Annotated in this window: 14 protein-coding genes; 8 read left to right on the top strand and 6 right to left on the bottom strand. The window is 34.5% G+C overall.

Going from position 1 to position 14,050, the window contains the following annotated elements; translation table 11 throughout:
- Nucleotides 1-25: 25 nt before the first annotated feature.
- Nucleotides 26-847 carry an SDR family oxidoreductase gene (locus F5ESL0225_RS05570; protein ID WP_122048042.1) on the bottom strand — a complete coding sequence of 274 codons (822 nt, stop codon included), beginning with the start codon at nt 845-847 and terminating at the stop codon, nt 26-28.
- 14 nt (nt 848-861) lie between these two features.
- Nucleotides 862-1,473, bottom strand: a complete 612-nt coding sequence (locus tag F5ESL0225_RS05565) for an NAD(P)H-binding protein (RefSeq protein ID WP_122048041.1) — start codon at nt 1,471-1,473, stop codon at nt 862-864.
- An 88-nt stretch (nt 1,474-1,561) separates the two neighbouring features.
- Between F5ESL0225_RS05565 and F5ESL0225_RS05560 the strand changes: the two genes are divergently transcribed.
- Nucleotides 1,562-1,972 carry a MerR family transcriptional regulator gene (locus tag F5ESL0225_RS05560; protein ID WP_122021998.1) on the top strand — a complete coding sequence of 137 codons (411 nt, stop codon included), beginning with the start codon at nt 1,562-1,564 and terminating at the stop codon, nt 1,970-1,972.
- 31 nt (nt 1,973-2,003) lie between these two features.
- Here F5ESL0225_RS05560 and F5ESL0225_RS05555 read toward each other — a convergent pair whose 3' ends face one another.
- The gene (locus F5ESL0225_RS05555) at nt 2,004-2,873 is read right to left on the bottom strand and encodes an RluA family pseudouridine synthase (RefSeq protein WP_122021997.1); all 870 of its coding nucleotides are present in this window, start codon (nt 2,871-2,873) and stop codon (nt 2,004-2,006) included.
- A gap of 87 nt (nt 2,874-2,960) precedes the next feature.
- On the opposite strand from F5ESL0225_RS05555, the gene F5ESL0225_RS05550 reads away from it, so the two are divergent.
- Genes F5ESL0225_RS05550 through F5ESL0225_RS05530 form a run of 5 tightly spaced genes read left to right on the top strand, consistent with a single transcriptional unit; the run spans nt 2,961 to nt 10,062 of the window.
- A complete protein-coding gene (locus F5ESL0225_RS05550; protein ID WP_122021996.1) occupies nt 2,961-5,018 on the top strand; it encodes a PBP1A family penicillin-binding protein in 2,058 nt (685 codons plus the stop codon).
- A 15-nt stretch (nt 5,019-5,033) separates the two neighbouring features.
- Complete coding sequence (locus tag F5ESL0225_RS05545) at nt 5,034-5,384, top strand: YlbF family regulator (protein WP_122024830.1); 351 nt, start codon at nt 5,034-5,036, stop codon at nt 5,382-5,384.
- An 8-nt stretch (nt 5,385-5,392) separates the two neighbouring features.
- Nucleotides 5,393-6,604 carry a DNA repair exonuclease gene (locus F5ESL0225_RS05540; protein ID WP_122048059.1) on the top strand — a complete coding sequence of 404 codons (1,212 nt, stop codon included), beginning with the start codon at nt 5,393-5,395 and terminating at the stop codon, nt 6,602-6,604.
- On the top strand, nt 6,591-9,083 hold the full coding sequence (locus F5ESL0225_RS05535) for an AAA family ATPase (protein WP_122048040.1): 2,493 nt from the start codon (nt 6,591-6,593) through the stop codon (nt 9,081-9,083). The genes F5ESL0225_RS05540 and F5ESL0225_RS05535 overlap by 14 nt, the downstream gene beginning before the upstream one ends.
- A gap of 1 nt (nt 9,084) precedes the next feature.
- On the top strand, nt 9,085-10,062 hold the full coding sequence (locus F5ESL0225_RS05530) for a 3'-5' exoribonuclease YhaM family protein (protein ID WP_122024828.1): 978 nt from the start codon (nt 9,085-9,087) through the stop codon (nt 10,060-10,062).
- A 164-nt stretch (nt 10,063-10,226) separates the two neighbouring features.
- Here F5ESL0225_RS05530 and F5ESL0225_RS05525 read toward each other — a convergent pair whose 3' ends face one another.
- The 3 genes from F5ESL0225_RS05525 to F5ESL0225_RS05515 all read right to left on the bottom strand — a co-directional run bounded on the left by F5ESL0225_RS05525 (nt 10,227) and on the right by F5ESL0225_RS05515 (nt 12,025).
- Nucleotides 10,227-11,129: a peptidylprolyl isomerase PrsA gene (locus tag F5ESL0225_RS05525; RefSeq protein WP_122021992.1), complete on the bottom strand. Its 903-nt coding sequence runs from the start codon at nt 11,127-11,129 to the stop codon at nt 10,227-10,229.
- 119 nt (nt 11,130-11,248) lie between these two features.
- Nucleotides 11,249-11,584, bottom strand: coding sequence for a hypothetical protein (locus F5ESL0225_RS05520; protein ID WP_122021991.1), 336 nt, complete (start codon nt 11,582-11,584; stop codon nt 11,249-11,251).
- A 9-nt stretch (nt 11,585-11,593) separates the two neighbouring features.
- The gene (locus tag F5ESL0225_RS05515) at nt 11,594-12,025 is read right to left on the bottom strand and encodes an HIT family protein (RefSeq protein ID WP_122021990.1); all 432 of its coding nucleotides are present in this window, start codon (nt 12,023-12,025) and stop codon (nt 11,594-11,596) included.
- Nucleotides 12,026-12,115: 90 nt separating this feature from the next.
- Here F5ESL0225_RS05515 and F5ESL0225_RS05510 point away from each other — a divergent pair, with 90 nt between their 5' ends.
- On the top strand, nt 12,116-12,865 hold the full coding sequence (locus F5ESL0225_RS05510; RefSeq protein ID WP_122021989.1) for an ABC transporter ATP-binding protein: 750 nt from the start codon (nt 12,116-12,118) through the stop codon (nt 12,863-12,865).
- Complete coding sequence (locus tag F5ESL0225_RS05505) at nt 12,849-14,048, top strand: ABC transporter permease (protein ID WP_122048039.1); 1,200 nt, start codon at nt 12,849-12,851, stop codon at nt 14,046-14,048. The genes F5ESL0225_RS05510 and F5ESL0225_RS05505 overlap by 17 nt, the downstream gene beginning before the upstream one ends.
- Nucleotides 14,049-14,050: the final 2 nt, after the last annotated feature.

The following is a 14,050-nucleotide window of genomic DNA, read 5'->3' as shown; positions in this document are numbered from 1 at the left end:
GTTATGAAACACTCTTTTGTTGTAGTTATTTTTGACCGTAAAAATAGTTAGCAGTGGCACCACCATCAATTAAAAATGTTGCTCCAGTAATAAAAGCACCTTGTGGGCTCATTAATAGTTGAGCTACATTGGCAACTTCATCAGCAGTTCCTGGTCGACCAGCAGGTGATTGGGCAAACATTTTTTTATAAAAATCACCGCGCGGTCCATTAAATTCATCTAAGGCCAGCGGCGTTACAATAATTCCGGGAGCAATTGCATTAAGTCGCGCTCCTCGTTGAGCCCAATTAATTGCTTCAGCCATCACTCGCTTTTCATTGCAACGTTTGGCAAGTTGATAGGCCTTGAGAGTATCTGTAATTTTTTCCGGTTGTAGAAAATCTAAAGCTAATAAATTTTCAGTTGGAGTCATTGCCAAGGCTTTGTCTTGTATAGGAGTTAGGGCAGGCATGCGATGACCTGATTGACTAGAAATGATTACCCCCACACCATTATCAGTAATCACTTTACCAACTTCTTCAAGTAAAACTGCGGTACCATATAAGTCAACTTGCAAGATATCTTCAATACTGGCTTGACTAGGAGATAGCCCAGCTCCATTGACTAGAGCGGCAATTTTACCAAAAGTTTGAGCAAAAGCGATTGTCTTGCGTATTGAAGTTCGTGAAGCTAAGTCCATTGTAGTTGGTTTGGCATCAAAACCAGCTTCTAATAACGTTTGAGCAATTTTTTGGACATGGTTAAAATTTTTGTCACCTACAACAATTGTATACTCGGCACCTAAGCGCCGGGCGATGGCCTGACTGATTTGGCCGGCACCAATGACTAACATTACCTGTTTTTTCATTATTGATAACTCCTTTAATTAATCCGATTAATTCCTAAACTTTTCCTTCTACCTAAATTAGGATCATGAACTAGTCTTAATACCAAATCAGCAATGCTTAAGCGGGAAACATCATATCCACCAAAAGGTTCTCCCTTTTGTGTGAGCTGGTAAGCAGTATCATTTCCGTTGTCAAACCAGCCGGGCCGAATAATAGTGTAATTAAGGCTGGAACTTTCAATTATATCAGCTGCTTTGCGGTAGGGCGTTAAAATTGGGTTAGTTATTAAATTGCCTTTTGGGTCAATAGCCGCAGGAATTTCATTATAAATCCCCATTGACGTAATAAAAATCAACCGATTCAAATGGAAAAGTGGCATTTGTTTAACTAAGATTTGTGCGATTTGTTTAATTGCACCACTGACTGCCACAAAAATAACGTCTTGGTTTTCTAGTGCCACTTGTAATTGTGTTTGATTGAGCGCATCACCAGTAATTATTTGTTCTCTTGTAGAATCAAGGCTTAACTGCAAATTTTGGGTATGTCGTGCCATCAAAGTTAGCGTATCATTAGAATGTTGCAAAAAATATTGCCGAGTAACTTGACCAATCGATCCACTGGCACCAATTATTAATACTTTCATCAAAATTGAATTCCTTTCTAATTTGATTTAAAATCATTTTAGCTCCTTATAGTAGCTCGAATGCAATACTTTTTTATGAAGAGGTGAAACAATGACTTATTCAGTTCAAGAAGTAGCACACAAAATGGGATTAACTCCTTATACAATAAGATATTATGATGATAATGGTTTGATCCCCTTTGTTAAACGGGACCAAAATAATAATCGCCTATTTGATGATGTGGATATCGAGTGGCTACAAATTGTTGTCTGTCTTCGTGAAACTGGGATGCCTTTAAAAAATATTCGGCATTATTTAGAATTAGTACAACAAGGTGAACAAACAGTCCCTGAACGGTACCAGATTATGCTTAGGCAGCAGCAAGATACTCTTGCCGAAATTTCGGAGTTAAAACAACATTTAGCAACAATTAACCGCAAAGTAAATCATTACGCTGAAATAATGCAAAAAAAACAGCCTGATTCCTATGAGCCGTCAAATATTGCTGTAAAAAGTAAGTAAAAAAGTTGGGTCAATAATTGATCCAACTCTTTTAGTTATTAATTAAATTAATTTTGCTAAAAGGCAAAGTAACCTTAATCTGCTCAAAAGAAAATGGCTTAGTTAAGGATACTTGGTAAGCTGTTAGCTGAAGTGACTCACTACCGGTAAATTCTGGATTGTAAAGTGGATCACCAATGATTGGACTGCCTAGTGCAGCTAGATGAACACGAATTTGATGCGTTCGACCAGTTTCTAGCTTTAGTTTGACTAAAGCCGAATTGTTAGCGTAACGCTGCAAAACTTGATAATTAGTTATAGAAACTAAGCCATCATTGCGAATCTTACGTTTACGTTGGTCGAGTGGGTCGTGACCAATTGGTAAATTAATTGTCCCAACATTGCGTAAATTTTGGGCATGATCAACAATCGCTAAATATTCTCGGTGGAAAATTTTTTGAGCTAATTCTCTATTTAGGATGGGGACAACGGCTGGATTTTTAGCTATTAGTAGTAAGCCATTGGTCAGCATATCTAAACGGTGTACAATAAAGGGCGTGTTCTTTAAATAAGTTGTACAATCGTTTAACGCCGTATCTGTTTCGTGTAAATTGGGATGAGTCTTTTGTCCCGTAGGCTTATTTATTATTAACAGATCATGGTCTTCATAAACTACATCTGGCAAACGCCCACTCGGTGGATATACTCCTTGCAGGGAATCAACATGATCAAGTTGCAATTCTATTTTTTCATTTGGCAAAACAAGTTGATTAAAATAGCGATAATGGCCATTAATTAATATTTTTTGTTCTGTTCGTAAAAAATGACGCCATTTTCGAGGTATTAACAAATAGCGTAACAGATTGCTTATTGAGCAAGGGGCAAGATTGGGCGGATAGGTAAGTGTAAAATAATAGCTCATAAATATTTATTAAATCTTCTTTTTAAATATAAATAATAGTTTTGGATATGATACAATTTCAATTGTTTCTAAAAGGAGCATTGTCTAATGGAAAATAATGAACCAAAAAAAAGGGGACTAAAAGTCCTCTGGAATCGATTTGATAATCGATTTTTTATCGGACGCTGGTTAATTTTAATCGTGCTCAGCTTAACTCTTTTGGTTTGTGCTTATTATACCGTCAAGGTTAAAACTTCAAATATTTCTAACTTAAAGGCCTCTTTGTCGACCACTACAGCAATTTATGACTATAAAAATCAAAAGGCAGGGTCGCTCTATTCTCAAAAAGGCACCTTTGTTGAATATAATAAAATTTCGGCAAATGTCAAGAACGCAGTCATTTCTACTGAGGATAGAACTTTTTGGCAAAACCCTGGTTTCAGTATTAAAGGCATGGCTAGAGCTGCCTTAGGACTGATTGCCCATCGTGGACAAATTGCTGGTGGTGGTTCAACGATTACGCAGCAACTAGCTAAAAATGCGCTTTTAACGCAAAAGCAGACTTTTTCACGGAAAATCGAAGAACTTTTTTTTGCTGTGGAAATTAACCATGTCTATTCAAAAAAAGATATTTTAACGATGTATCTTAATAAAGCATATTTTGGTAATGGTGTTTGGGGTGTGCAAGATGCTAGTCAAAAATATTTTGGTAAAAATGCAAGTCAACTAACACCAGGAGAAGGAGCAACTCTTGCGGGAATTTTGAGAAACCCTAGCCAGTATAATCCAATTGATCATATGTCATACTCGCTTGCGCGCCGCAATGTTGTTTTAGATTTAATGGTGCAAAATAACAAACTTACTGCTCAGCAAGCTAAAGTTGAGCAGAGTCAAGGTTTGAATTTGCGTGACACCTACCATAATCAAGATGGTTATCGCTATCCCTATTTCTTTGATGCAGTTGTAAATGAAGCAATCAGTCGCTATGGGTTAAAAGAAGAAGATGTGATGAATAAAGGTTTAAAGATATATACCTCTTTAAATCAAAATTATCAAAAGCAACTTCAAGCAAAATTTGCTCAAGATTGGCTTTTTCCACCTAATGCAGCTGACGGCACTAAAACACAAGCAGCCAGTGTGGTAATGGATCCTACTTCAGGTGCTGTTAGAGCCGTAATTGGTGGGCGAAATGAGCATGTCTTTCGCGGTTATAATCGTGCCACGCAAATGAAAAGACAGCCAGGATCATCAATTAAGCCAATAGTTACTTATGCTCCAGCATTACAACAAGACTATCATTATGACTCCTTGTTATCCAACAAATTACAACGTTTTGGGCGTAATGGTTATCAACCACATAATGTTGATAATGGCTATTCCGATAAAATTCCCATGTTTGTCGCCTTGGCTCAAAGTAAAAATGTGCCAGCTGTTTGGTTACTTGATCGAATTGGTGTGGCTAAGGGTGTTCAGTCCGCAAATAATTTTGGTATAAAAATACCAAAAGAAGATCAAAATTTAGCGCTAGCTTTAGGAGGATTGTCAACTGGAGTTTCGCCAGTCCAAATGGCACGGGCATACTCGGCTTTTGCCAATAAAGGTAATTTGCCTGATAGCTCATTTTTTATTACTAAGATTACTGATGCTAGTGGTAATGTAATTGCAGAAAATCACAATTACGGGCATCATCGTATAATTTCAGAAAATACGGCTAAAGAAATGACAACGATGCTTTTAGGTGTATTTGCTAATGGTACTGGTGCATCAGCGCAACCTGCTGGTTACCGGGTGGCGGGTAAAACTGGTTCGACAGAGGTTCCAAATTCTTACGGCTTTGGGACTAAGGATCAGTGGATTGTTGGATATACGCCTGATGTTGTTATTGCCACTTGGGTTGGGTTTGATCGAACAAATAAAAAGCACTTTATGCGCGGTGTCTCTGAAACAGGAATAACTCGGCTTTATAAAGCTGAGATGGAAGGAATTTTACCATATACCGCGCAGAATCAGTTTATTGAAAAAGCACCTAGTCAAATTATTAAAAATAATGGTGCTAGTTCAGATTGGACTAGTGGCTTTAGTAATAAAATTGAAAAAAGTATTGGATCGGCAAGTCAAAAACTTAATGAATGGTATAATGATGTCAAAGGTCTTTTCGGCCACTAACTTAGGAGGATTACTATGATAAATATTTATGATTCAGCTAATCAATTGGCTAGTGATTTACAACAAATTGATGAATTTAAAGCTTTAGAAAAGGCAATTGCTGAAGTCAAGAGTGATGAGGAAAGCTTATCCTTATTTAAGCAAATGGATAAGTTGCAGAGTGAAATTATTAGCACTCAATCTCAAGGAAAAGAGCTATCACCAGAATTACAAGAAAATTATCAAAAATTAAATGAGCAAGTGCAAAAAAACTCACAAATTTTAAAATTACTACAAGTTGAACAAGGCTTATATAAAACAGTCGATGACATTCAAAAAGTAATTACTAAACCAATTAATGATCTTTACGAAGGTCTTAGAAATTAGTAGTAATGATGAAATTTATTCATTTAGCAGATGCACATTTAGATAGTCCATTTTTAGGGCTATCTTTTTTACCATCTAACAGTTTTACCCAAATTCACCAAGCTCCTAATGAGTCGCTAACGCGAATTGTTAATGTAGCAATAAAAGAAAAAGTGGACCTTGTACTAATTGCTGGTGATACATTTGATAGTCCCCGCCCTAATCCAAGTAGCCAATTATTTTTTGCAAGTGAAGTTGAACGCTTAACTAAAGCAAAGATTCAAGTTGTAATGATTTTTGGTAATCATGACCATATGCAAGAAACCGACTTGTTAGTTCCTGATAGTCCTTATTTTAAGTTGCTCGGTAATGGCGAAAAAATTGAAACTATCAATCGACAAACTGACAGCGGCTTTAAATACAGCGTTACGGGCTTTTCGTATCTTAATAACCATATTACAATTGATAAATTGGCAGCCTTTCCGCCAAAGAATACCAATTATAACTTTGGCATTATGCACGCACAAGAAAAATCAGGAAAAAGTAACCAAAATGTATATGCTCCTTTTAATTTAACTGAATTAAAGGAGCTAAATTATGACTATTTTGCTTTAGGTCATATTCATTTACGGCAAATATTATCTGAGAAGCCATTGATTGCTTATCCGGGTAATATTCAAGGGCGCCATATTAATGAGAAGGGCGCAAAGGGATGTTATTTTGGCGAAATAGACGAACGCACAAAAGAAACAAAAATTAGCTTCTTGCAGACTAGTCCAATTATTTGGCAACAAGTCGATATTAAGTTAAATACCCCAATTAGCCCAACTGATTTACAAAAGCAAATTTTAACAGCAACTAAAGCTAAGGCAACTACGTATTATAGCTTACAGATTAATGGAGCAGAATTTTTAAATGAAAAAGAACGTGATTTAATTCAAGATAGCCAGTTTTGGCAAATGATTTCTAGTAAATTAGATTATAATTCACAATTAGTTGATGTCCGTTTCTCTTCCAATAGCCAACTTGAAGTTGCAAGTAATGATTTAACCTATTTTAATCAGGCTAAAAAAGATGTTTTTGACGAAAATAACTTTTTAGCCTTTTGTAAAGACTGGGTTCAAAAGGATGAGTTTGCTAGTCAGCTCATTGAGGATGAAAATTTTTTACAGGAGGTTGTACAACTGACTGAAGTTGAATTGAATAATAAGCTGAAAGGAATTAGCGATGAAATTAGTTAAACTTAAAATTGTCAATTTTGGCCAATTTTCAAATTTTACAGTTGAATTGCCAAATTCCCATCTCAATGCTTTTTATGGTGTCAACGAAGCAGGCAAAAGTACAATTGTTGCTTTTATTAAGCAAATTTTGTTTGGGTTTCATTTAGCCAAACATGCGAGTGACTTTTTTGAAGATTATAAGCCACTTGCACACGTAAGTCCGATGGGTGGTGCGCTCTTTTTTAAAGACGATCAACAAAATGATTATGAATTAGAACGCTTATATGTGAGTGGTAGGGGTTCAAAAACAGGTACGCTAATAGTCAAACGTAATAATCAAGTAGTACCAGAAAATATTTTTTTTGATCAAATAAAAAATATTGACGGTGACTTTTATGCTGATAGTTTTATCTTTAATCAAGATATGCTGGGTAAAATAGATAAAATTCAACAGTCCGATTTGTTAGAGCACATTTACTATTTAGGAGCAGCTAATAGTGACAAATTAATTGATTTGCGGAATGATTTTGCTAAAAAGGCAAGTAACTTATTTAAAAAGGCAGGAACTGTTCCACCACTTAATCGTCTACTCAAAGAGTTACAAGAAAAAAGAATCAACGTAAATAAAGCTGAGGATGAATTTATTATTTATCAAAACTTAGCTAAAGAGTATACGAACTTACAAGAGCAACAAAATGCTTACGAGGCAGACCTCTTTGATTTGCAAAAAGAGTATAGTCAATTAGAACGCTTAGAAAATCTTATTCCTAGTTATAGGGAATTGATGGAATTAAAGGATCAAGTTAAGCCCGTCAATTTTGATGAAAAAAAGTATCATGTAGCGCAAACTTTAGCTTTAAAAATTCAAAATTTACAAGAACATAAAGAAAATTTACAGCAAAGAATAGATCAACTGGGAAAGGTAGCCGATCTTGCGCCTGAATCTAAGCGTATATTACAAGAAAGGCCAGAATTATTACAATGGCAGTCTGAATATAAGAATTGCAAGCAGGAAGAGTATCGTTTACAAGAAGATCAACAAGAGTTATTAGCTATCAGTCCAGAATTGAATAAAATTGCTAATTTTAACCAAGCTGAAGTTATAAATTTACAAAGGGACTATCAAAAATTACCAAGTATTGATCAAGTAAGTGAAAAAGGGGAAGCGCAAAACCATAATTTCTTATTCTTAGGTATTTTTTTAATAATTTTAGGTTTGATTTTATTTGTTACTAACTCAAAAATATTTGGTGGGTTAATATTAATTGCGGCAATTTTGCTGATGGGATGGCAGCAAAAGCAGCAACGAGAACAAAGGATAGCAAAAGTCCACGAAGCAAATAATGTAAATGCCATCAAACAGCAACATGAGGCTTTCTATCAAAAATATGGTTTAAGTAGTACTCAGCTAGATTTAACAGGATTACTCAGTGCCTGGCGGCAATTGCAATTACAAAAGCAAAAAAAAGCAACTATTGTACAGCAAGAGGCAGAATTATTAGGTAAAATGCAACATCTGGCAGATCAAATAAGTAAAAACTTAGGTGCACCAGTTGAATACAATTTTTCTGCTGTTAGCGAGGCATTGAATCAATTAGAAGAAAAGATAGCAAAAATTAATCATTACTCAGAAGTAAAAGCTGACTTGCAGTCTAATTTAATCGAAAATAATGAGTTATTGGCTAAAACTAACGCACTGCTACAAACTGAATTTACACAGGCGCAAGTTGAAAATATGACTGAATATGCTAACCAGCAAGTAAAAAATGAGCAACAAACTGCACTTAAAATAAAAATCGACCTTTTAAATAATAATCTTAAGTCAGATATAGCAAAGTTAAAGGAATTGACGCAAAATGCACAAGCTTTTACGGACCAACTAACGACTTTATCGCAAAAAATAGCTAAAGAGCAAAATAAAATTAGTGCTAGCCAAAATAAGATTGCTGAAATTAAAGTAAAAATGGCTACTTTGGCTAGCTCAACAGCAGTTTTTTCGGCGCAACAAGAACTAGCCAACACACAAGCACAGTTTAAAAATTTATCAGCAGAATACTTATCAAATTTAAGTGCTGCTAAGTGGATTAGTCAGGCACTTAGCCTTGCCTCTAATGAACGTTTTCCTAAAATGCTGATTACGGCTAAAGAATATTTGCAGCTATTAACTAATAATCGGTATAATGATATTCAAATTGAAAAAAAATTAGCAGTCAATCGCTATGATGGCAAAAAAATCAAAGTGCAGTATTTGTCACGCGGAACTTCAGAACAGCTTTATTTTGCTCTTAAGTTAGCATTTATTGAGCAAATCAAGGACCAAATTAATATGCCAATTTTAATTGATGATTCATTTGTAAATTTTGATGAGCAACGAACTGAGCAAATTACGCAGTTATTAAATAAAGTTGCACAAAGTAATCAAGTTTTGATTTTTACGGCGCAAGCTAATTTGGCTACTAAATTGCAACATCAACCATTAACTTTTACGAGAGGAAACTAAAATGTACAAGCGCTTGCTGGATTATAATGATGGCGAAGAATTAGAATTAGTTTTATTGATAAAAAGTTCACAGTTACTACATACTAAAAAAGGCAAATTGTATTTGGCCTTAACTTTTTGTGATGCTTCGGGTGAGATTCGTGGCAACTACTGGGATGCTGGTAGTCAGGATGCAGCTAGTTATAGTGAAGGAACTATTGTTGAAGTAGATGGTAAACGGGAAGAGTACCAAAATCAGCCGCAACTAAAAATATATAGTTTGCGAGTAGTTGGTCCTGAAGAGGGTTATGATTTAGATCAGTTTATTAAGGCTGCGCCTGAAACAATTTCTGTAATGAAGGCAGAAATTTATAATTATGCTTCGGAGATTATAAATTCAACATGGAGTAAAATTGTTCAATATCTATTAAAAAAATGGAATCAGTCGTTCTTTGATTATCCAGCTGGAAAAAGTAACCATCATGCTGTACGTAGTGGATTAGCATATCATACAGTCTCGATGCTGCGTGATGCTAAAGCGCTTACTGCTAATTATCCCCAAGTTAATCGTTCACTTCTTTATGCGGGGTGTATTTTGCATGACATGGGTAAAGTTTTAGAATTAACAGGTCCCGCTGCAACGCAATATACTACAGAGGGTAATCTTATTGGGCATCTCGTTTTAATTGATGAGCAGATAATGTTAGCCGCGCGTGAGCTTAAAATTAGTCCGGAATCGGAAGACTTGTTATTATTGCGCCACATGGTATTATCTCATCATGGGAAATATGAATATGGCTCACCTAAATTACCAGCATTATTGGAAGCAGAGTTGCTCCATCGAATTGACGATTTAGATGCATCGATATATGCAATAACTAATGCCTTACAGCAAACTAAGCCAGGGAATTTTACTGCAAATATTATGAGTCAAGGAGGGAGAAAATTTTATCGCCCTAAGGAAGATCAGGCGTTGGCAGAATCCCAGAAGCTGGAATAACTATAATTGATAAAATAAAAATACTGCTAGTGGTTGAATTTATGTTAAACCATTAACAGTATTTTTTATTTGGTTACGGATAAATTATCCGTTTATTGTTAGCTAACAATAAAGGCTTATTGCAATTAATATTGCAATAAGCCTCAATTAAGTAGTTTATCTAACTACTTTTTATTGATGTCACCGGCACTTACGTATGAAGATAAAACATTCTTCAAATCGTTATCTTTAATTTGAATATCAGCTTTCTTCAAAACTGTCGCAATTACACTACGCATTGTTTCTTGATCTTGTGACATTGAATGATAAATCTCTTCATCAATAGCTTTTTTATGAGAAGCAAATGTCCCTTTAGCCGGATGGTTAATCATTTTAATTACGTGATAACCTGATTGTGATTTTACTGGTTCTTTAGTTGTCTGACCGGTTTTTAATTTAAATGCTGCATTTTTAAAAGCAGGATCTAAACTTGAATCGGTTGAGTCAAAGGCAGGTAATTTTCCTGCTTTTGACTTAGTGCCAGTATCAAGTGAATATTTTTTAACGAGGCTACTAAAACTTTTACCATCATTTAATTCACTAATAATATTTTCCGCTTGTGATTTTTTAGCCACCAAAATATGTTGTACAGTTACTTTAGGCTGGTATGATTTCCAAGCCTTATCTTCTTGACTCTTAGAAATTTTCTTAATATCTTTTAAAGCTTCCTCGGTAAGTAGGTTAGTTTTTAAATTTTGCTTAAAACTTGAAACAGTCATCCCATTTTGCTGCAAGACAGCACTAAACTGCGCACCATATTGTTTTTTGTAATTATCAAATTGCTTATCAACTTGTTTCTTTGAAACTTTACTGCCATATTGTTCATCCAAAACATGATTGATAATCATATTTGCTAAAGCGGTTTGACCAGCTTGTGACTTCTTCATTTCATCGTAATACTCTTGTTGAGTAATTTTCCCGCCTTTATATGAAGCAACAGCCTTTCCACCATTAGAACAAGCAGTAGTTGACAATGCAATTCCGGCTACAGCAGCAACTGTAGCAAATGTTTTAAAATATTTTTTCATAAAATAAACTCTCCACATCCTTAATAAATTAAGTCATCAGCAACTAATATAACATAAACTAGAAATTTACGTTTTTAATTTGCCAATTTTCATCAAAAAATTCAAACTTTCTTTACCATTTATTCTTTATTATTACTAAAATTTCTACTTAACTTCTGCTGGCTTGTAGCTAGATTTTTAAGGATACGATCAACTTTCATCTGGTAGTATTTAAAATCATTTTCTAATTCAACGCTAGTTTTTTTACCAGCTGGTAAAGCATCATTTAACTTTTGCTTAGCTTCTTGGAAGTTGTTAAGGGCTTCTTTGAGATTATTAATATCATTTTGAGTAGCTTGAGATTGATCTTGTAATGGTTGACCTAGGCGTTGACCATTTTTAAAACGGATTAATGACAAAATTGTCCCCGTTGCGGCACCGATTACTAGTCCTACACTAAAATTAAAGTGTTTCATAATTTCTCCTTAAAAGTTGCTTTTAATTTGAGTGGCAATCTTTTGATAGTCAGCTTTAGTATACTTTTTTTCGTTATTTCGTGTAGCTGTAGTCAAGCCATCACCTTCAAAACGAGGAATAAAATGAATGTGTGAGTGCATAATCACTTGTCCAGCACTAGTTCCATTATTAGTAGTAATATTCATTCCAGTTATCTTTGAATCAAATTGCTTAATCGCATTAGCAATAGTAGGAATGTATTGTAAATATTTTTGGGCCTCATTAGGAGTATAGTCAAATAGGTTAACCATATGTTTTTTAGGTATCATTAGGCTATGTCCTGGATTTACTTGTGATAAATCTAAAAAAGCATAAACATCTTCATTTTCAAATATAGTGTAGCTTGGTACTTCACCACGAATGATTTTACAAAATAGGCAGTCTTGTTCTAATTCGTCCATCTTTAAACCTCTTAATTTCAAAATTTAGTTTCTTTTAATATCATGCTATCATATATATTGAGTAAATTCATTAAAAGAAAGATAGGGATTATGGTTCTAAAAATTGAACATTTAACTGGCGGCTATGCAGGCGTTCCAGTAATTAAAGATATAAATTTGACAATTAAGTCAGGTCAAGCATTAGGTATTATTGGGCTAAATGGTGCAGGAAAATCGACCACAATCAAGCACATTTTAGGGCTTTTGCGACCACAAAAGGGAAAAATCACTTTAAATGAAGTTTCGTTAAATAAACAACCAACTGCTTTTAAAAGACAGGTCGCCTATATTCCAGAAGTGCCTGTTTTATATCCAGAACTAACTTTGAAAGAGCATTTAGCGTTAATTATTCTTAGCTATCAATTAAATGAAGAAAAAGCCTGGGTCAGAGCACAGCAACTGCTACAATTATTTAGGCTCGAAGATAAATTAGATTGGTTACCAGTTCACTTTTCAAAAGGAATGAAGCAGAAGGTCATGATTGTAGCAGCTTTTTTGGCTGATACCGATCTTTTAGTGATTGATGAACCCTTTACAGGGCTTGATCCGTTAGCCGTAACTAATTTGATTGATCTAATTAAAGAGGCGATTGCAACTGGAAAAATGGTGTTAATGTCTACCCATATTTTGGCTGATGCGGAACAGGTAATTTCTAATTATGCAGTTTTAAATAATGGTGAGATTGAAGTAATTGGTAGTATATCAGATATTCGGCTACATTATGGTTTAACCGCGACAGATTCATTTGATAAGATATATCAAATTCTTAATCAGGAGCAACAGCATGCAAGATTTAGCTAAAAATAGATTGCAGAAAAATTTACAGCAATCTCTTAAATATTTGACCCTGGTTTTTAACGATTTTTTTATTTTAGCCATAATTTTTTTGCTTGGCGCATTAATGTTTTGGTATGCTCAAAGTATGAAAAAAATGCCACCGAATTTGTATTTTTATAAACCCTTAGTTGGCCTTATCTTAAGTATGCCCTTACTTATAGGCAAATTAGTAACCTTGCTTCAAGCTGCAGATATCCAATTTCTATTACCTCAGGATAAAAATATGCGCGCATATTTAAAAATAATGCGCAGTTATAGTTTATTGGTTCCTCTAATATGTTTAGTATTAATTGCTGGAATCTTATTTCCATTTGCCTTAATTAAAGCCAAAATTTCCGTATTATCATATTGCTTAGGAGTTTTAGCGGTTTTCCTTGCCAAAATTGCCCAACTAAAAGTAATGGAATATAATTTGTTTTATAATAAAAAAATATCCCTTTTTTTGGTAAATACGTTATTTTTTATTACTTTTGCAGTATTGATGATGTGGCCGAAGGCGATGCTTCTCGTAGTTATTCTATTAGTGATACTTATTAGTGGAGCAACTTTTAAACCACAAAATGCTGCCTTGTTTGATTGGCAATATGCAGTAGAGCTAGAGCAAAGACGTAAAAATCAAGTATATGGCGTATTTAGCATGTTTACGGATGTTAAAGAGCGAAAAGTAAAAATTAGACGACGTAAATACTTAGACTTTTTACTTCCTAACTCACTCAGAAACGAAAATCCTAATAAATTTCTTTATCGGCGGGCTTTACTACGCAACCCAGAAAATTTGAATTTATTAGTTAGAATGACTGCTTTTGCTGGCTTAATTTCTTTGCTTGTTCAAAATTGGCTATGGGCCTTGACCTTATGCTCATTAGTAGTTTTTTTAACGGTTTATCAATTATTGCCAATGGCAAACGAATTTGATAATAATATTATGTATCAGGTATATCCGATTGAGCACATTAAAAGAGGACAGGATCTTTTAAAAGTCTTGTCCTTAGCTTTATTTATGCAGTGGGTGATAATTAGCATTTTTTGGTTACTTATTCTACCAGTTAATTTGCAATTATTTGAAGCAAGTAGCTTTTTACTATTATTTAGCTGGCTAATTGCTCATTGGTATTTACCGTGGAAAGTTAAGCAAAGGAAGATATAATC

Origin of the sequence: Lactobacillus sp. ESL0225, assembly GCF_003692905.1 — a bacterium.
GTDB classification, from domain to species: Bacteria; Bacillota; Bacilli; order Lactobacillales; family Lactobacillaceae; genus Lactobacillus; species Lactobacillus bombicola.
This window is presented reverse-complemented; position numbering and strand designations above follow the sequence as displayed.